We start from the raw sequence: 17980 nt of genomic DNA on the forward strand, positions 1-17980 counted from the left end.
TTCAGGTGCGCGAAGGCGTTAAACGGTAAACGCGTCTTGCAGCAGTTGTTCCTGCTGCTCGGCGTGCATCGATGCGTAACCGCATGCAGGTGCGGCAGATGCCTCACGGCCCGCGTACTCGAGTACGAGAGACTTGTTGAGGTTGCCGACGCTGCGACGCAGGTGGTGCTGGCTGCAGTACCAGGCGCCCTGGTTCATAGGCTCTTCCTGACACCAAACGGCGTGTTTCACGTTGGTGTAAGGCGCCAGGACTTCCTTCAGGTCGTCCTCAGGGAACGGGTACAGCTGCTCGATACGCACGATGGCGATATCTTCACGACCTTCGGCACGGCGTTTTTCCAGCAGGTCGTAATAGACCTTGCCGCTGCACAGGACAACGCGCTCGACCTTTTTCGGGTCCAGTGCATCGATTTCCGGGATAACGGTCTGGAACGAGCCTTCGGCCAGATCTTCCAGAGTCGAGATGGCCAGCTTGTGGCGCAGCAGCGACTTCGGCGTCAGGACCACCAGCGGCTTGCGCAGCGGACGGATCACCTGGCGACGCAGGAGGTGGTAGATCTGGGCCGGGGTGGTCGGCATGCACACCTGGATGTTGTGCTCGGCGCACAGCTGCAGGTAACGCTCAAGGCGTGCCGAGGAGTGCTCGGGGCCCTGGCCTTCGTAGCCGTGCGGCAGCAGCATGGTCAGACCGCACAGGCGGCCCCACTTGTGCTCGCCGCTGGTGATGAACTGGTCGATCACGACCTGCGCACCGTTGGCGAAGTCGCCGAACTGGGCTTCCCATATCACCAGCGCGTTCGGCGTGGTGGTCGAGTAGCCGTATTCGAACGCCAGCACGGCCTCTTCCGACAGGAACGAGTCGTACAGCTCGAAACGCGGCTGACCTTCGAACAGATGCTTGAGCGGAACGTAGGTGCCGGCATCCTTCTGGTTGTGCAGGACGGCGTGGCGGTGCGAGAACGTGCCGCGGCCGATGTCCTGACCGGTCATGCGGATCGGGTGACCTTCGAACGCCAGGGTCGCGTACGCCATGGTTTCGGCGTAGCCCCAGTTGATCGGCAGGCCGCCGGCTTGCATCTTCTGACGGTCTTCGTAGATCTTGGCGACCTGACGCTGAACCACGAAGCCTTCCGGGATCTCCAGCAGCTTGGCGGACAGTTCCTGCAGGGTCTTCAGATCGAAGCGGGTGTCGTGACGCGCGGTCCAGGCGTGGCCCAGGTACGGACGCCAGTCGACGAACAGCTCTTTGTTCGGCTCCTTGACCAGCGACTTCACCACGTGCAGGCCGTTGTCCAGCGCGTTGCGGTACTCGTCGACCTTGGCCTGGACGCGCTCGGCGTCGAGCACACCGCTCTGGGTCAGGCGATCGGCATACAGCTCACGGGTGGTGCGCTGCTTGGTGATCTGCTGATACATCAGAGGCTGGGTGCCGCTCGGCTCGTCGGCTTCGTTGTGGCCGCGGCGACGGTAGCAGACCAGGTCGATCACCACGTCGCGCTTGAACTGCATGCGGTAGTCGATGGCCAGCTGGGTCACGAACAGCACGGCTTCCGGATCGTCGCCGTTCACGTGAAGGATCGGCGCCTGGATCATCTTCGCAACGTCGGTGGCGTACTCGGTGGAACGCGAGTCCAGCGGGTTGCTGATGGTGAAGCCGACCTGGTTGTTGATCACGATGTGCACGGTGCCGCCGGTCTTGAAACCGCGGGTCTGCGACATCTGGAAGGTTTCCATGACCACGCCCTGACCTGCGAACGCAGCGTCACCGTGGATGGAGATCGGCAGTACCTTCTCGCCGGTCGGGTCGTTGCGGCGGTCCTGACGGGCGCGTACGGAACCCTCGACCACCGGGGAAACGATTTCCAGGTGGGACGGGTTGAACGCCATCGCCAGGTGGACTTCGCCACCGGAGGTCATCACGTTGGACGAGAAGCCCTGGTGGTACTTCACGTCGCCGGAGCCCAGCTCGACCTTCTTCTTGCCTTCGAACTCGTCGAACAGCTCGCGCGGGTTCTTGCCGAAGGTGTTGACCAGCACGTTCAGACGGCCGCGGTGGGCCATGCCGATCACGACTTCCTTGGTGCCGTAGGAACCGGAGCGCTGGATCAGCTCGTCGAGCATCGGGATCAGGCTTTCGCCGCCTTCCAGACCGAAACGCTTGGTGCCCGGGTACTTGGTGCCCAGGTACTTCTCCAGGCCTTCGCCGGCGGTGACGCGCTCGAGCAGGTGGCTCTTGATGTCGGCGGAATAGGTCGGACGGCCGCGTACGCTTTCCAGACGCTGCTGGAACCACTGGCGCTGCTCGGAATCGGTGATGTGCGTAAATTCAGCGCCGATGGTGCGGCAATATGTCTGCTGCAACGCTTCGTGAATTTCGCGTAGGCTCGCCTCCTCCTTGCCGATGAACAGGTCGCCGGCACGGAAGGTCGTATCAAGATCGGCATTGGTCAAGCCGTAGTGATTGATCGACAGGTCTGCCGGTGCAGGACGCTGCCACAGCCCCAGCGGGTCAAGCTGGGCTGCCTGGTGGCCTCGCATACGGTAGGCCTGGATCAATCGCAGCACTTCAACTTGCTTCTTCTCGTGCTCACTGCTCACGCTGCCGGCGGAAACCGGCTGGGCGCGGCGCTGGTTCTTTGCCAGCAGCACGAAATGATCGCGAATCGTGGAGTGCGAAACATCGGTGGCAGAGCTGCCGTCGGCTGGCAGCTTCTGAAAGTAGGTGCGCCACTCTTCTGGCACAGCGTTAGGGTCGTGCAGGTAGAGCTCATAAAGCTCTTCCACATAGGCAGCGTTTCCACCTGAAAGGTAGGCGCTGTTCCACATGCGCTGCATCACGCTTTCTTGCATGCTTGGTCACCCTCGGTTAGGGGAACACCATCGGCGTCGACACCGAGCAAGCTTGCAGAAGTCCGAATGCAGCGACCAAAACAAGCCACTTAGGATCACACTGATAGTCCGGGTACCAGCCCGGATGCCCCTGCTTGTCTCATTTCTTCAAAAATAAGAGCCGCAGCTTTTGGCTGTTGCTCTGGTTATAGCCAGGGCGCGGGTTGAAGCCCGCGCCGAGACCTTCTACGGGTACAGCGGTGCCGCTTTTTACAGCGGCGGGTACAGCAGCTGAATCACACGCCGCTCGAGAGCAGCATGTTACGGATGTGACCGATGGCCTTAGTCGGGTTCAGGCCTTTCGGACATACGTTGACGCAGTTCATGATGCCCCGGCAGCGGAAGACGCTGAACGGGTCATCGAGCGAAGCCAGACGCTCGGAGGTCTTGGTGTCGCGGCTGTCTGCCAGGAAGCGGTACGCTTGCAGCAGGGCGGCCGGGCCCAGGAACTTGTCCGGGTTCCACCAGAAGGACGGGCAGGAGGTCGAGCAGCAGGCGCACAGGATGCACTCGTACAGACCGTCCAGCTTTTCACGCTCTTCAGGCGACTGCAGACGCTCGATGGCCGGAGCCGGCGTGTCGTTCTGCAGGAATGGCTTCACCTTCTCGTATTGCTTGTAGAAGATGCTCATATCGACGACCAGGTCACGGATGACCGGCAAACCCGGCAGCGGACGAATGACCAGCTTGTTGCCTTTCACCACGGCGGACAGCGGCGTGATGCACGCCAGGCCGTTCTTGCCGTTGATGTTCATGCCGTCGGAGCCGCAGACGCCTTCACGGCAGGAGCGACGGTAGGAGAAACCCTCGTCCTGCTCTTTGATCAGGGCCAGCACGTCCAGCACCATCAGGTCCTTGCCACCGGTATCGACCTGGAATTCCTGCATGAACGGCGCAGCGTCCTGATCAGGGTTGTAACGATAAACACTGACTTTCAACATGGCGGTCACCCTTAATAAGTCCGGACTTTAGGTTCGAAAGTCGGAACAGTCTTCGGCGAGAAGTTCACGGCACGCTTGGCGACACGTTTCTCACCCGGGAAGTACAGGGTGTGGCACAGCCAGTTTTCGTCGTCACGGTCTTCGTAGTCTTCACGGGCGTGGGCGCCGCGGGACTCTTTGCGCACTTCTGCAGCGATGGCGGTGGCTTCGGCCACTTCCAGCAGGTTCTGCAGTTCCAGCGCTTCGATACGTGCAGTGTTGAACGCCTGCGACTTATCGTTGATCTTCACGTTGGCGATGCGCTTGCGCAGCTCGGCGAGCTGAGCGATGCCCTTCTGCATGTATTCGCCGGTGCGGAACACGCCGAAGTAGTTCTGCATGCAGCTTTGCAGCTCGCGACGCAGGGTGGCGACGTCTTCGCCGTCGGTGCGGTTGTTCAGCGCGTTCAGACGGGCCAGCGCGGCTTCGATGTCGGCCTCGGTGGCGTCGTCGTATTCGATGCCGTCGGTCAGCGCCTTCTCCAGGTGCAGGCCGGCAGCGCGGCCGAACACCACCAGGTCGAGCAGCGAGTTGCCGCCCAGACGGTTGGCGCCGTGAACCGATACGCAAGCCACTTCACCCACAGCGAACAGACCAGGAATGATCTTGTCCGTGCCGTCGGCGTCCTGGGTGATCGCCTGGCCATGGATGTTGGTGGCAACGCCGCCCATCATGTAGTGGCAGGTCGGAACGACCGGAACCGGAGCGACGACCGGGTCAACGTGGGCGAAGGTCTTCGACAGTTCGCAGATGCCTGGCAGACGGCTGTGCAGCACTTCCTCGCCCAGGTGGTCGAGTTTGAGCATCACGTGGTCGCCGTTCGGACCGCAACCGTTGCCGGCGATGATCTCTTTGACCATCGAACGGGCAACCACGTCGCGACCGGCCAGGTCTTTGGCGTTCGGAGCGTAGCGCTCCATGAAACGCTCGCCGTGCTTGTTGATGAGGTAACCACCCTCACCGCGGCAGCCTTCGGTGACCAGTACGCCGGCGCCGGCGATGCCGGTCGGGTGGAACTGCCACATTTCGATGTCCTGCACCGGCACGCCGGCACGCAGGGCCATGCCCACGCCGTCACCGGTGTTGATCAGGGCGTTGGTGGTCGAAGCGTAGATGCGGCCTGCACCGCCGGTCGCCAGCACGGTGGCTTTCGAACGGATGTAGGTGGTTTCGCCGGTCTCGATGCAGATGGCGATCACGCCGACGAACTCGCCTTCCTGGTTCTTCACCAGATCGACAGCGTAGTACTCGTTCAGGAACGTGGTGCCGGCTTTCAGGTTGCCCTGATAGAGGGTGTGCAGCAGCGCGTGGCCGGTACGGTCGGACGCGGCGCAGGTACGGGCAGCCTGCCCGCCCTTGCCGTAGTCCTTGGACTGACCGCCGAACGGACGCTGGTAGATGCGGCCGGTCTCGGTGCGGGAGAACGGCAGACCCATGTGGTCCAGCTCGAACACGGCGGCAGGGCCTTCCTGACACATGTATTCGATCGCGTCCTGGTCACCGATGTAGTCGGAGCCCTTGACGGTGTCGTACATGTGCCAGCGCCAGTCGTCGTTCGGGTCGGCCGAAGCGATGGCGCAGGTGATGCCGCCCTGGGCGGACACGGTGTGCGAACGGGTCGGGAAGACCTTGGTGATCACGGCAGTCTTGTGACCGCCTTGCGCCAGTTGCAGCGCAGCGCGCATGCCGGCGCCGCCGCCGCCAATGATGATGGCGTCGAAAGAAATCGTTGGAATGTTAGCCATGAATCAGATACCCCAGAGAATCTGCACACCCCAGACGAAGTAAGCGAACATCGCGACGCCGCATACCGCCTGGAAAAGGAAACGCACTGCAGTCGCGGACTTGCCCAGCGCCATCGGCGTCAGGTAGTCGGTCGCGATGGTCCACATGCCGACCCAGGCGTGGGCGCCGAGGGCAACGAGGGCCAGGAGACTGAAGATACGCATCGCATTGTGGGCGAACAGACCGTGCCATTGCTCATAGCCGATGCCGGGGTTCGCGGCGAGGTAGCCGATCAGAAAAATGAAATAAGCCGCGAGAACGACCGCAGACACACGCTGTGCCATCCAGTCATAGAGGCCCGAACGCGAAAGATTCGTAACGCTGGTTACCATATCCAAACTCCTGCCAGAACGATCAGCACCACGGAAACGGCGATGATGAGTTTCGAGCCCAGGCGGCCGCCTTCCAGCGTCTCACCGATGCCCATGTCCATGATCAAGTGGCGCACACCGGCAACCAGGTGATACAGCAGAGCGGACAGGAGGCCCCATGCTACGAACTTGGCCAGCGGGCTGGTCAAGCATGCCTTCACTTCGACATATCCTTCCTCGGAACCCAAGGACTTGCCCAATGCGTAAAGCATGATGCCGAGGCCCAGGAAGAGGATGATGCCGGAAACACGGTGAAGGAACGACGTAACGCCGGTGATGGGGAGTTTGATGGTCCTTAGGTCTAGGTTTACAGGTCGTTGGCTTTTCACGGCTTTTTTTTCACACTGAAGAGCCCCTAACAATCAGGGCAAAGTTGTTGGGGAGTGCACTGGTCAGGTAACCACCACCCAGGGATGCGACCCCCAATGAAAGCAAGCCCAAAAGCCCTTGGCGGTCGGTCGCCGAGTATAGACAGTTAGGCTACTAATGACAACGCAATCACCTACCCCCAATAGCGGATTGCACAACGCCCATAAAAGGCGTAAATGGCAGGCAATTTCGAGGAAAAAGTCTGCTTAAAGCCTTCTGGAGCAAGACTTTAGGCAAATTGACATTCGAATTTATCTCACTATAGTGGTGCGGGCCCTGCGTGGGGGGTCTGTCTGATGATTTCAAGCATAAATAGGAGGCCACATGGCTGACAAAAAAGCGCAGTTGATCATCGAGGGCGCAGCCCCCGTCGAGCTGCCCATTTTAACCGGCACCGTTGGTCCCGATGTTATCGATGTTCGGGGCCTGACGGCCACGGGCCGCTTCACGTTCGACCCAGGCTTCATGTCGACCGCCTCGTGCGAATCGAAGATCACCTATATCGACGGCGACAACGGCATCCTGCTGCACCGCGGCTACCCGATCGAACAGCTGGCCGAAAAGTCGGACTACCTGGAAACCTGCTACCTGCTGCTCAACGGCGAACTGCCGACCGCAGAACAGAAGGCCCAGTTCGTCGGCACCGTCAAGAACCACACCATGGTTCACGAGCAGCTGAAGACCTTCTTCAACGGCTTCCGCCGCGACGCCCACCCGATGGCCGTCATGTGCGGCGTGGTCGGCGCCCTCTCCGCCTTCTACCACGACTCCCTGGACATCAATAACCCGCAGCATCGCGAAATCTCCGCGATCCGCCTGGTCGCCAAGATGCCGACCCTGGCCGCGATGGTCTACAAGTACTCCATGGGCCAGCCGATGATGTACCCGCGCAACGACCTGTCGTACGCGGAGAACTTCCTGCACATGATGTTCAACACCCCGTGCGAGATCAAACCGATCAGCCCGGTGCTTGCCAAGGCCATGGACCGGATCTTCATCCTCCACGCCGACCACGAGCAGAACGCCTCGACCTCCACCGTGCGTCTGGCCGGCTCCTCGGGCGCCAACCCGTTCGCCTGCATCGCCGCCGGTATCGCCGCGCTGTGGGGCCCTGCCCACGGCGGTGCGAACGAAGCCGTGCTGACCATGCTCGATGAGATCGGCGACGTGTCGAACATCGACAAGTTCATCGCCAAGGCCAAGGACAAGAACGATCCGTTCAAGCTGATGGGCTTCGGTCACCGCGTCTACAAGAACCGCGACCCGCGCGCCACCGTGATGAAGCAGACCTGCGACGAAGTGCTGAAAGAACTGGGCATCCAGAACGATCCGCAACTCGAGCTGGCCATGCGCCTGGAAGAGATCGCCCTGACCGATCCGTACTTCATCGAGCGCTCGCTGTACCCGAACGTCGACTTCTACTCGGGGATCATCCTCAAGGCGATCGGCATTCCGACCAGCATGTTCACCGTGATCTTCGCCCTGGCCCGCACCGTCGGCTGGATCTCCCACTGGAAGGAAATGCTCTCCAGCCCGTACAAGATCGGCCGTCCGCGCCAGCTGTACACCGGCTACGAGTCGCGTGACATCACCAAGCTGGAAGACCGCAAATAAGACCTGTCTTGCGATAACGTCTTAGGCAGCACCCGAAACGGCCCCCATGAGAATGGGGGCCGTTTTGTTTTCCGGGCCTGGCCTTACCAGCGCTATCGCCAGCAGGCTGGCTCCCACAAAGGCCCAAGGCGCACACGAACGCTGCACAACACCACAAAACCCTGTGGGAGCCAGCCTGCTGGCGATGAGGCCGGCACATCCCCCACAGCCATCACGCCCTCCGCCCTTTCCCAGCAGCAAAAAAATGCCCCGATCTCTCGACCGGGGCATTTCACTTGCAGCTCAAGGCTTGTAGCTTGCGGCAGCCGTCAGTGCGACACCGCCCCGCTCGCCCCCAGACCGGTCTGCGAACGCACGAACTGCGGGAAGAACAGCGCACGCTCGTTCTCTGCGGCGGCCGACTTGTCGGTGACCGAGAAGAACCAGATGCCGATGAACGCGATGATCATCGAGAACAGCGCCGGGTACTCGTACGGGAAGATCGCCTTCTCGTTGTGCAGGATCTGCACCCAGATGGTCGGGCCGAGGATCATCAGGCCCACCGCGCTGACCAGGCCCAGCCAGCCGCCGATCATGGCGCCGCGGGTGGTGAGGCGCTTCCAGTACATCGAAAGCAGCAGCACCGGGAAGTTGCAGCTGGCCGCGATGGAGAACGCCAGGCCGACCATGAACGCGATGTTCTGGCTTTCGAACAGGATGCCCAGGCCGATGGCCAGGATGCCCAGCGTCACGGTGGTGATCTTCGAGACGCGGATCTCGTCCTTCTCGTTGGCCTTGCCCTTCTTGATCACGCTGGCGTACAGGTCATGGGACACCGCCGAGGCGCCGGCCAGGGTCAGGCCCGCCACCACCGCCAGGATGGTCGCGAACGCCACCGCCGAGATGAAGCCCAGGAACACGCTGCCGCCCACGGCATTGGCCAGGTGCACCGCCGCCATGTTGTTGCCGCCGAGCAGCGCGCCCGCCGCGTCCTTGAACGCCGGGTTGGTGCTGACCAGAAGGATCGCGCCGAAACCGATGATGAAGGTCAGGATGTAGAAGTAGCCGATGAAACCGGTGGCGTACAGCACGCTCTTGCGCGCTTCCTTGGCGTCGCTCACGGTGAAGAAGCGCATCAGGATGTGCGGCAGGCCGGCGGTGCCGAACATCAGCGCCAGGCCGAGGGAGAACGCCGAGATCGGATCCTTCACCAGGCCGCCCGGGCTCATGATCGCCTCACCCTTGGCGTGGACCTTCACCGCCTCGGAGAACAGGGTGTTGAAGTCGAAGTTGACGTACTTCATCACCATCAGCGCCATGAACGAGGCGCCGGACAGCAGCAGCACCGCCTTGATGATCTGCACCCAGGTGGTCGCCAGCATGCCGCCGAACAGCACGTACAGGCACATCAGGATACCGACCAGGATCACCGCGACGTGGTAGTCGAGGCCGAACAGCAGCTGGATCAGCTTGCCGGCGCCGACCATCTGCGCGATCAGGTAGAACGCCACCACCACCAGCGAACCGCAGGCCGACAACGTGCGGATCTGGGTCTGACCCAGGCGGTAGGACGCCACGTCGGCAAAGGTGTACTTGCCCAGGTTGCGCAGGCGCTCGGCGATCAGGAACAGGATGATCGGCCAGCCCACCAGAAAGCCGATCGAGTAGATCAGGCCGTCGTAGCCGGAAGTGAACACCAGCGCGGAAATCCCCAGGAAGGACGCCGCCGACATGTAGTCCCCGGCAATCGCCAGGCCGTTCTGGAAACCGGTGATCTTGCCGCCGGCGGCATAGTAGTCGGCCGCCGACTTGTTGCGCTTCGATGCCCAGTAGGTGATGCACAGGGTCGCGCCGACGAACACCACGAACATGACGATCGCGGAGACGTTCAGCGGTTGCTTGTGGACTTCGCCGGTCAGGGCGTCGGCGGCCCAGACGGCCGGCGCGAATGCAGAGATGCTCAGAAGAGCCAGTAGACGCCGGATCATTGCTGAGCCTCCTTGAGGATCGCGTTGTTCAGGTCGTCGAACTCGCCGTTGGCGCGACGCACGTAGATGCCGGTCAGGATGAAGGCCGAGACGATCAGCCCCACGCCGATGGGGATGCCCCAGGTGATGGACGAGCCGGCGCTGACCTTGGCGCCGAGCACCTGCGGACCGTAGGCGATGAGCAGGATGAAGCCGGAGTAGAGCCCTAGCATGATCGCCGAGAGTATCCAGGCGAACCGTTCCCTTTTCTTCACCAGCTCCTTGAAGCGCGGGCTGTTCTGAATCGAGAGGTAAATGCTGTCGTTCATTGTTGTTATCCTCGCAGCACAGATTTTTATTTTTGGAACATATCCACTGTATGCGGCTGCGGGAGAGCTTCCAGACGACCTTAGTAGTAGATGCCCATGACACTTTTGCCATTTTTGAGCACACACAAAAAACTGTGGGAGCGGGCTTGCCCGCGATGGCGTCGTGTCAGCCGAATGATCAGTCAACCGACAGAACGCTATCGCGGGCAAGCCCGCTCCCACAGGGTGTGCGGTATTGAGGTTACTTAGTCCAGTCGGCCACACGCTCCGGATGCTTGGCCACCCAGTCCTTGGCCGCCGCCTCAGGCTTGGCGCCGTCCTGGATCGCCAGCATGACCTGGCCGATCTCGTCCTTCGACGCCCACTGGAAATTCTTCAGGAACTTGGCGACTTCCGGCGCCTTGGCGTCCAGTTCTTTGCTGCCGATGCTGTTCACGGTCTCCGCCGCGCCGTACACGCCTTTCGGATCTTCGAGGAAGCGCAGCTTCCACTTGGCGAACATCCAGTGCGGCACCCAGCCGGTCACGGCGATGGATTCGTTCTTCTTCTCGGCACGGGTCAGCTCGGCGATCATGCCGGCGCCGGAACTGGCCTTGAGCTGATAGCCGGTCAGGCCGTAGTCCTTGATGGCCTGGTCGGTCTTGAGCATCACGCCTGAGCCGGCGTCGATGCCGACGATGCGCTTCTTGAAGCTGTCGTCGGTCTTCAGGTCTTCGATGGACTGGGCCTTCACGTACTCCGGCACGATCAGGCCGATCTTCGCGTCCTTGAAGTTGGGGCCGTAGTCGACGACCAGATCCTTGTTCTTGGCCCAGTATTCGCCGTGGGTCACCGGCAGCCAGGCCGAGAGCATGGCGTCGAGTTTACCGGTGGCGACACCCTGCCACATGATCCCGGTGGCGACGGCTTGCAGCTTCACGTCGTAGCCGAGTTTCTGCTTGATCACTTCGGCGGCCACGTGGGTGGTCGCGACGCTGTCGGACCAGCCGTCAACGTAACCGATGTTCAGTGTCTGTTTTTCAGCGCTGGCGAAAGTGGAGCCCATCGCAAGCGCCAGGGCGGCACCTGCGGCTAAAAGTCGTCGCATTTTCATCGTTACTTCCCCGAAATGCTGCGTCCGACGGATGCCGGACGGCGTCAACGTATTGTTATGGTGCACGGCGCCCCCATCACGCCTGACCGCAAACTCGTTCGAACATCAGCGGAGCACTGACGGCTTCGATCATCAACCCGGCGCCCCGCACGACCTGCTCTGCCAGCGACCTCGACGCAACGAGAAACGACATCAGAAGGCCATTAACCCGGCGCCGCAAAAACGTCTCGTGCAAACCGCCCGAACCTTGCATGCCAGAGCCCCGCAACCTGCAACCCGGGCCCGAATGCAGGTAAGATGCGTCGCTTTGCAGCCACCCGGCCCGACCATGTCCGCGACGTCCCGTTTCCCGATCCTTCCTTATCTGTGCGCCTGCCTGCTCGGCCTGCTCGCCCTGTGCGGCTTCTGGTACGGCCTGGGCAAACCGGCCGTCCTGCCGGACGCCGCCAGCGCGACCCACAAGCTGCAATGCGCGTCCTACACGCCGTTCGACAAGGATCAGTCGCCGTTCGACGTGCCGTTCAAGCTGCGCCCGGAGCGCATGGACGCCGACCTCGCCCTGCTCGCCACCCGCTTCCAGTGCATCCGCACCTATTCCATGACCGGCCTCGAAGCCCTGCCGGCACTGGCGCGCAAGCACGGCCTGAAGCTGATGATCGGCGCCTGGGTCAACAGCAACCCGGTGGACACCGAAAAGGAAGTCGACCTGCTGATCGCCTCGGCCAACGCCAACCCCGACGTGGTCAGCGCGGTGATCGTCGGCAACGAAGCGCTGCTGCGCAAGGAAGTCACCGGGGCCCAGCTCGCGCGGCTGATCAACAAGGTGAAAGGCCAGGTCAAGCAACCGGTGACCTACGCCGATGTCTGGGAGTTCTGGCTCAAGCACCCGGAAATCGCGCCGGCGGTGGATTTCCTCACCATCCATTTGCTGCCGTACTGGGAGGACGAGCCGTCGAACATCGACGCCGCCTTGCAGCACGTGGCAGACGTACGCCAGGTGTTCGGCAACCAGTTCGCGCCCAAGGACGTGCTCATCGGCGAGACCGGTTGGCCGAGCGAGGGTCGCCAGCGCGAGACCGCCGTGCCGAGCCGGGTCAACGAGGCCAAGTTCATCCGCGGCTTTGTCGCGATGGCCGAAAAGGAAGGCTGGCGCTACAACCTGATCGAAGCCTTCGACCAGCCGTGGAAGCGCGCGAGCGAAGGCGCGGTGGGCGGTTACTGGGGGCTGTTCGATGCCGATCGCCAGGACAAGGGCGTGCTGGAGGGGCCCGTGACCAACGTGCCGTACTGGAAGCACTGGCTGGCGGCGGGCGGGCTGATGTTCCTGGGTACGCTGCTCCTGGGCGGGCGCGTGCGCAGCACCCGGGCGGCGCTGGTGCTGCCGTTGCTGGGGGCGCTGGCGGCCTGCGCCATCGGCGCTTGGGGCGACCTGGCGCAGGTGACGGCACGGTTTGCCGGCGAATGGCTGTGGGCCGGCTTGCTGGCCGGGCTGAACCTGCTGGTCCTCGCCCACGCCGCGCTGGGCCTGAGCACCCGTGATGGCTGGCGCGGGCGTTGGTTCGACGCATTGGAGCGCCGCGCCGGATGGCTGGTGGCGGCCGCCGGTTTCGCGGCGGCGGTGATGATGCTGGAGCTGGTGTTCGACCCGCGCTACCGCAGCTTCCCCAGCGCCGCGTTCGTGGTACCGGCGCTGGTGTACCTGTGCCGCCCGGTGCGTGTGCCGCGTCGCGAAATCGCCCTGCTCACCTTCATCGTCGGTGCCGGTATCGCGCCGCAGCTGTTCCGTGAAGGGCTGCAGAACCAGCAGGCCTGGGGCTGGGCGCTGGTCAGCGGGTTGATGGTCGTTGCCTTGTGGCGGTGCCTGCGGGTTCGCCAGGGCTGAGCTTCGCCGCCTTCAACGACCTCATCGCGAGCAGGCTCGCTCCTACACTGGATCGAGATTCCCACGACAATCCTTGTGGGAGCCAGCCAGCCTGCTGGCGATGGCGCCAGCAGGCTGGCTGGCCGGGCACGTCAGGCGCTGCGGGGCTCCCGGACCAGCCGCAGCCCGGCGATCACCACCGCGAACACCGCCAGCGTCGTGTTGTACAGCGCCAGCGCCGGCAGCCCGAACGCCAGCGCCAGCACCGCCAGCCACCACCCTGCCCGTCCCGGCAGGACGAACCCGGCCACCGCCGTCGCGACAGCCGCCCAGCCCAGCGCCTTGAAGTGAATCAGCAGGCCCAGGCTCGAGCGCACCTGGCACTCCCAACGGCTCGCCTCATCGGCACAGATGCCGACCCACTGCCCGTCCTCCATGAAGCCGTAACGCGCGGCGTAACTGGCGGCGAACCACAACGGCAGCAGAACGAGCAGCGACAGCACCGGCAGGCGGCGGGACATGGAACACTCCAATCAACAAAAAACCGGCGGCCAGCTTAATCCGCCGGCCATCTTATGCAAGGACTAACAACACTTAACTGGCCTTCCCGTCCGCCCCGCGTGTATCGTCCGGCTACCATTACCCCGAATTCCGTCCGCTGGGTCGCACAGCGTGGCACTTTGACGCAAATCCAGTGGTCATAGCCTGCGAACCTCTTTCGGCACCTTCCTTTTAAGGGATCCAGTCATGCTCCGTTCCTTGCGCTTCGCCGCCCTGTTAGGCGGCCTTATCCTGAGTGCGTCCGCGCCGGCGGCGGAAATCGACGCCGCCAGCTATGGCTACCCCTTGACCAACCCGTTCGAAGCGACCATCGCCACCACCCCGCCGGATCTGCGCCCGGACCTGCCGTCGGACGACGACATCCGCCAGTCCGACCGCAGCGTCACCCTGCGCCCCGAACGCGAATTCATCCTGCCGGACAACTTCTGGCCGGTGAAGAAACTCACCTACCGCATCGCCACCCAGGACAAGGCCGCCCCGCTGATCTTCCTGATCGCCGGCACCGGCGCGCGCTACGACAGCACCCTCAACGAGTACCTCAAGAAGCTCTACTACAAGGCCGGCTACCACGTGGTGCAGCTGTCGTCGCCGACCAGCTTCGACTTCATGAGCGCCGCCTCGCGCTTCGCCACGCCCGGCGTGACCAAGGAAGACGCCGAGGACATGTACCGGGTGATGCAGGCCGTGCGGGCGCAGAACCCGAAAGTGCCGGTCACCGACTACTTCCTGAGCGGCTACAGCCTCGGTGCGCTGGACGCGGCCTTCGTCGCCCACCTGGACGAGACCCGGCGCAGCTTCAATTTCAAGAAGGTCCTGCTGCTCAACCCGCCAGTCAACCTCTACACCTCGGTGACCAACCTCGACAAACTGGTGCAGACCGAGGTCAAGGGCATCAACAACAGCACCACCTTCTATGAGCTGGTGCTGGGCAAGCTGACCCGCTACTTCCAGCAGAAGGGCTACATCGACCTCAACGATGCCCTGCTCTACGACTTCCAGCAGTCCAAGCAGCACCTGAGCAACGAGCAGATGGCGATGCTGATCGGCACCTCGTTCCGCTTCTCGGCGGCGGACATCGCGTTCACCTCCGACCTGATCAACCGTCGCGGCCTGATCACCCCGCCGAAGTTCCCCATCACCGAGGGCACCAGCCTGACGCCGTTCCTCAAGCGTGCGCTGCAATGCGACTTCGACTGCTACATCACCGAACAGGTGATCCCGATGTGGCGCGCCCGCACCGACGGCGGCAGCGTGCTGCAGCTGATCGACCAGGTCAGCCTCTACGCGCTCAAGGACTACCTGCACGACAGCCCGAAAATCGCCGTGATGCACAACGCCGACGACGTGATCCTCGGCCCCGGCGACCTCGGGTTCCTGCGCAGGACCTTCGGCGACCGCCTGACCGTTTACCCGCTGGGCGGCCATTGCGGCAACCTTAACTACCGCGTCAACAGCGACGCCATGCTGGAGTTCTTCCGTGGCTAAATATCTTCTGCTGACCGCAGCGCTCCTCTGCGCAGGCATGGCCCAGGCCGACAACAGCAAGGCCAACGCACCGGTGGTGGTCGACAGCGACGGCTTCAAGGAGCCGCTGTCGAAACTCAAGTTCAACCCGGGCCTGGATCAGCGCGAGTTCGAGCGCTCGACGCTCAGCGCGCTGAACGTCTACGACCCGCTGGAGGAATGGAACCGCCGGGTCTACCACTTCAACTACCGTTTCGACCAATGGGTGTTCCTGCCGGTGGTCGACGGTTACCGCTACATCACGCCGGGTTTCGTGCGCACCGGCGTCAGCAACTTCTTCAACAACCTGGGCGATGTGCCGAACCTGATGAACAGCCTGCTGCAGTTCAAGGGCAAGCGCTCGATGGAGATCACCGCCCGCCTGCTGCTCAACACCACCATCGGCATCGCCGGCCTGTGGGATCCGGCCACCGCCATGGGCCTGCAGCGCCAGAGCGAAGACTTCGGCCAGACCCTGGGCTTCTACGGCGTACCGGGCGGCGCCTATTTCGTGCTGCCGATCCTCGGCCCGTCGAACCTGCGCGACACCGCCGGCCTGGCGGTGGACTTCAGCGCGGAGTCGGCGATCAACTTCCTCAACGTCTCCCAGGTCAGCGAAAACCACCCGGAAATCTGGGCGTTGCGCGCCGTCGACAAGCGCTACCAGACCCGCTTCCGCTACGGCCAGATGAACTCGCCGTTCGAGTACGAGAAGGTGCGCTACGTGTACACCGAATCGCGCAAGCTGCAGATCGCCGAGTAACCTCGGCGGCAACGAAAAAGGGCCATCCGACGCGCATCGGATGGCCCTTTTTCATGTCACTCAACCCTGTAGGAGCCAGCCTGCTGGCGATGAGGCCATGTCATTCACCCAGGCCCGGACTGACACACCGCCATCGCCGGCAGACCGGCCCCACAGAGGTCATGCGATCACCCTTTGATCGCCCGCCAGAGCTTGCCCACCACCGAGACCACCGCCAGCACCACCGCGCCCGCGACGATCCCCGCTGCGCCGTTCAACAGCAGCGGCACCGCGAACCCGGCGCCGCCAGCCGCCGCGCCCACGCTTTCGATCCAGTGATGCACCGCCGGCACGCCGTGGGTCAGGATGCCGCCGCCGACCAAGAACATCGCCGCCGTACCGACCACCGACAAGCCCTTCATCATGTACGGCGCCGCGCGCAGGATGCCGTTGCCGACGGTCTTGGCCATCTGCGCAGGCTTCTGGGTCAGCCACAGGCCCAGGTCGTCGAGCTTGACGATGCCGGCCACCAGGCCGTAAACGCCCACGGTCATGACCACGGCGATGCCCGACATCACGATCACCTGCTGGGTCAGCGAGGCGTCGGCGACGGTGCCGAGGGTGATGGCGATGATTTCCGCCGAAAGGATGAAGTCGGTGCGGATCGCGCCCTTGATCTTGTCCTTCTCGTAGGCCACCAGGTCAGTCGCCGGGTTGGCCACGGCCTCCGTCAACTGCGCGTGCCCGGCTTCGTCCTCGGCCTCGCTGTGCAGGAACTTGTGCGCCAGTTTCTCGAACCCCTCGAAACACAGGTACGCGCCGCCGACCATCAGCAGCGGCGTCACCAGCCACGGCACGAACGCACTGATCGCCAGGGCCGACGGCACCAGGATCAGCTTGTTGACGAACGACCCCTTGGCCACCGCCCACACCACGGGGATTTCCCGCTCGGCCCGCACGCCGGAGACTTGCTGGGCATTGAGAGCCAGATCATCGCCGAGCACCCCGGCGGTCTTCTTGGCGGCCATCTTGCTCATCAGCGCCACATCGTCCAGCACGGTGGCGATGTCATCGATGAGCACCAGCAGACTGCTTCCTGCCATGAATCATGTTTCCTTTTGTGAATAATGCTGCGCAGCATACGCGACCGCAGGCCACACGGGGCATTGTTGAGCGCCGCGCGAGGCCGGTGCTACCATGCGCAACCGCCAGAACAGGCAAGGAACCACCGGGTTTATGAGCACAATCCGCGAGCGCAACAAAGAACTGATCCTGCGTGCCGCCAGTGAGGAATTCGCCGACAAGGGCTTCGCGGCGACCAAAACCAGCGACATCGCCGCCAAGGCGGGACTGCCCAAGCCCAACGTCTACTACTACTTCAAGTCCAAGGAAAACCTCTACCGCGAGGTGCTCGAAAGCATCATCGTGCCGATCCTCCAGGCCTCGACCCCGTTCAACCCGGACGGCGTGCCCAGCGAAGTGCTCAGCGGCTACATCCGCTCCAAGATCCGCATCTCCCGCGACCTGCCCTTCGCCTCCAAGGTGTTCGCCAGCGAAATCATGCACGGCGCCCCACACCTGAGCGCCGACCTGGTCGAACAGCTCAACGGCCAGGCCAAGCACAACATCGACTGCATCCAGACCTGGATCGACCGCGGCCAGATCGCCCCGGTCGACCCCAACCACCTGATGTTCAGCATCTGGGCCGCGACCCAGACCTACGCCGACTTCGACTGGCAGATCTCCGCCGTCACCGGCAAGGACAAGCTCGACGAAGCCGACTATGAAGCGGCGGCGCAGACGATCATCCGGCTGGTGCTCAAGGGGTGCGAGCCGGATCTGTGAGACCGTGGCGCGGCTATCGCGAGCAGGGCTCACTCCTACAGGGGAACGCATTCCAAGTGTAGGAGTGAGCCCTGCTCGCGATGGAGGCAACT

At 62.9% G+C, this 17980-nt stretch carries 15 protein-coding genes; 5 read left to right on the forward strand and 10 right to left on the reverse strand.

The annotated features are described in order from the left end of the window. Nucleotides 1–18 precede the first annotated feature (18 nt). From CAG29_RS12595 to sdhC, 5 genes are all read right to left on the reverse strand, one after another. Nucleotides 19–2850 (reverse strand): 2-oxoglutarate dehydrogenase E1 component, encoded by a 2832-nt coding sequence (locus tag CAG29_RS12595; RefSeq protein WP_085577746.1) that lies wholly within the window; start codon nucleotides 2848–2850, stop codon nucleotides 19–21. Nucleotides 2851–3125: 275 nt separating this feature from the next. After that, nucleotides 3126–3830 carry a succinate dehydrogenase iron-sulfur subunit gene (locus CAG29_RS12600; RefSeq protein WP_065260469.1) on the reverse strand — a complete coding sequence of 235 codons (705 nt, stop codon included), beginning with the start codon at nucleotides 3828–3830 and terminating at the stop codon, nucleotides 3126–3128. 11 nt (nucleotides 3831–3841) lie between these two features. Beyond that, nucleotides 3842–5614, reverse strand: coding sequence for a succinate dehydrogenase flavoprotein subunit (gene sdhA / locus CAG29_RS12605; protein WP_085577747.1), 1773 nt, complete (start codon nucleotides 5612–5614; stop codon nucleotides 3842–3844). A 3-nt stretch (nucleotides 5615–5617) separates the two neighbouring features. Beyond that, nucleotides 5618–5986, reverse strand: coding sequence for a succinate dehydrogenase, hydrophobic membrane anchor protein (sdhD, locus tag CAG29_RS12610; protein ID WP_055137329.1), 369 nt, complete (start codon nucleotides 5984–5986; stop codon nucleotides 5618–5620). Then, complete coding sequence (gene sdhC / locus CAG29_RS12615; RefSeq protein ID WP_011333113.1) at nucleotides 5980–6354, reverse strand: succinate dehydrogenase, cytochrome b556 subunit; 375 nt, start codon at nucleotides 6352–6354, stop codon at nucleotides 5980–5982. The genes sdhD and sdhC overlap by 7 nt, the downstream gene beginning before the upstream one ends. A gap of 364 nt (nucleotides 6355–6718) precedes the next feature. On the opposite strand from sdhC, the gene gltA reads away from it, so the two are divergent. Beyond that, complete coding sequence (gene gltA / locus CAG29_RS12620; protein WP_007959044.1) at nucleotides 6719–8008, forward strand: citrate synthase; 1290 nt, start codon at nucleotides 6719–6721, stop codon at nucleotides 8006–8008. Between the two features lie 308 nt (nucleotides 8009–8316). On the opposite strand, the gene CAG29_RS12625 is transcribed toward gltA, so the two are convergent. The 3 genes from CAG29_RS12625 to CAG29_RS12635 form a co-directional block, all read right to left on the reverse strand. After that, on the reverse strand, nucleotides 8317–9975 hold the full coding sequence (locus CAG29_RS12625) for a cation acetate symporter (protein WP_085631178.1): 1659 nt from the start codon (nucleotides 9973–9975) through the stop codon (nucleotides 8317–8319). Next, nucleotides 9972–10283, reverse strand: a complete 312-nt coding sequence (locus CAG29_RS12630) for a DUF485 domain-containing protein (protein WP_085577749.1) — start codon at nucleotides 10281–10283, stop codon at nucleotides 9972–9974. Before CAG29_RS12630 ends, CAG29_RS12625 begins: the two co-directional genes overlap by 4 nt. A 241-nt stretch (nucleotides 10284–10524) precedes the next feature. After that, nucleotides 10525–11376: a glycine betaine ABC transporter substrate-binding protein gene (locus CAG29_RS12635; RefSeq protein ID WP_085577750.1), complete on the reverse strand. Its 852-nt coding sequence runs from the start codon at nucleotides 11374–11376 to the stop codon at nucleotides 10525–10527. Nucleotides 11377–11662: 286 nt separating this feature from the next. On the opposite strand from CAG29_RS12635, the gene CAG29_RS12645 reads away from it, so the two are divergent. Continuing rightward, the gene (locus CAG29_RS12645; RefSeq protein ID WP_085694598.1) at nucleotides 11663–13258 is read left to right on the forward strand and encodes a glycosyl hydrolase family 17 protein; all 1596 of its coding nucleotides are present in this window, start codon (nucleotides 11663–11665) and stop codon (nucleotides 13256–13258) included. A gap of 131 nt (nucleotides 13259–13389) precedes the next feature. Here the strand turns inward: CAG29_RS12645 and CAG29_RS12650 are convergent, their stop codons facing one another. Continuing rightward, a complete protein-coding gene (locus CAG29_RS12650; protein WP_085577752.1) occupies nucleotides 13390–13758 on the reverse strand; it encodes a hypothetical protein in 369 nt (122 codons plus the stop codon). Between the two features lie 226 nt (nucleotides 13759–13984). On the opposite strand from CAG29_RS12650, the gene CAG29_RS12655 reads away from it, so the two are divergent. Both CAG29_RS12655 and CAG29_RS12660 read left to right on the forward strand, forming a co-directional pair. Further along, nucleotides 13985–15283 carry a serine/threonine protein kinase gene (locus tag CAG29_RS12655; protein WP_085577753.1) on the forward strand — a complete coding sequence of 433 codons (1299 nt, stop codon included), beginning with the start codon at nucleotides 13985–13987 and terminating at the stop codon, nucleotides 15281–15283. Further along, entirely contained in the window at nucleotides 15276–16064 is a 789-nt protein-coding gene (locus tag CAG29_RS12660) for a VacJ family lipoprotein (protein ID WP_085577754.1), read from the forward strand. Before CAG29_RS12655 ends, CAG29_RS12660 begins: the two co-directional genes overlap by 8 nt. 167 nt (nucleotides 16065–16231) lie before the next feature. On the opposite strand, the gene CAG29_RS12665 is transcribed toward CAG29_RS12660, so the two are convergent. Beyond that, nucleotides 16232–17146 (reverse strand): DUF808 domain-containing protein, encoded by a 915-nt coding sequence (locus CAG29_RS12665; RefSeq protein ID WP_085640247.1) that lies wholly within the window; start codon nucleotides 17144–17146, stop codon nucleotides 16232–16234. A gap of 133 nt (nucleotides 17147–17279) precedes the next feature. On the opposite strand from CAG29_RS12665, the gene CAG29_RS12670 reads away from it, so the two are divergent. After that, nucleotides 17280–17888, forward strand: a complete 609-nt coding sequence (locus CAG29_RS12670) for a TetR/AcrR family transcriptional regulator (RefSeq protein WP_085694599.1) — start codon at nucleotides 17280–17282, stop codon at nucleotides 17886–17888. The last annotated feature ends 92 nt before the right edge of the window (nucleotides 17889–17980 follow it).

Source organism: Pseudomonas sp. B7(2017) (genome assembly GCF_002112745.1).
GTDB classification, from domain to species: domain Bacteria; phylum Pseudomonadota; class Gammaproteobacteria; order Pseudomonadales; family Pseudomonadaceae; genus Aquipseudomonas; species Aquipseudomonas ekonensis.

Excerpts from the sequence above, each read along its gene's own strand:
- CAG29_RS12600 (WP_065260469.1), bottom strand. The coding sequence starts at position 3,830 with ATGTTGAAAGTCAGTGTTTATCGTTACAACCCTGATCAGGACGCTGCG.
- sdhD (WP_055137329.1), bottom strand. The coding sequence starts at position 5,986 with ATGGTAACCAGCGTTACGAATCTTTCGCGTTCGGGCCTCTATGACTGG.
- CAG29_RS12655 (WP_085577753.1), top strand. The coding sequence starts at position 13,985 with ATGCTCCGTTCCTTGCGCTTCGCCGCCCTGTTAGGCGGCCTTATCCTG.
- CAG29_RS12650 (WP_085577752.1), bottom strand. The coding sequence starts at position 13,758 with ATGTCCCGCCGCCTGCCGGTGCTGTCGCTGCTCGTTCTGCTGCCGTTG.
- CAG29_RS12670 (WP_085694599.1), top strand. The coding sequence starts at position 17,280 with ATGAGCACAATCCGCGAGCGCAACAAAGAACTGATCCTGCGTGCCGCC.
- CAG29_RS12635 (WP_085577750.1), bottom strand. The coding sequence starts at position 11,376 with ATGAAAATGCGACGACTTTTAGCCGCAGGTGCCGCCCTGGCGCTTGCG.
- CAG29_RS12595 (WP_085577746.1), bottom strand. The coding sequence starts at position 2,850 with ATGCAAGAAAGCGTGATGCAGCGCATGTGGAACAGCGCCTACCTTTCA.
- CAG29_RS12625 (WP_085631178.1), bottom strand. The coding sequence starts at position 9,975 with ATGATCCGGCGTCTACTGGCTCTTCTGAGCATCTCTGCATTCGCGCCG.
- gltA (WP_007959044.1), top strand. The coding sequence starts at position 6,719 with ATGGCTGACAAAAAAGCGCAGTTGATCATCGAGGGCGCAGCCCCCGTC.
- CAG29_RS12645 (WP_085694598.1), top strand. The coding sequence starts at position 11,663 with ATGCAGGTAAGATGCGTCGCTTTGCAGCCACCCGGCCCGACCATGTCC.
- CAG29_RS12630 (WP_085577749.1), bottom strand. The coding sequence starts at position 10,283 with ATGAACGACAGCATTTACCTCTCGATTCAGAACAGCCCGCGCTTCAAG.
- sdhA (WP_085577747.1), bottom strand. The coding sequence starts at position 5,614 with ATGGCTAACATTCCAACGATTTCTTTCGACGCCATCATCATTGGCGGC.
- CAG29_RS12665 (WP_085640247.1), bottom strand. The coding sequence starts at position 17,146 with ATGGCAGGAAGCAGTCTGCTGGTGCTCATCGATGACATCGCCACCGTG.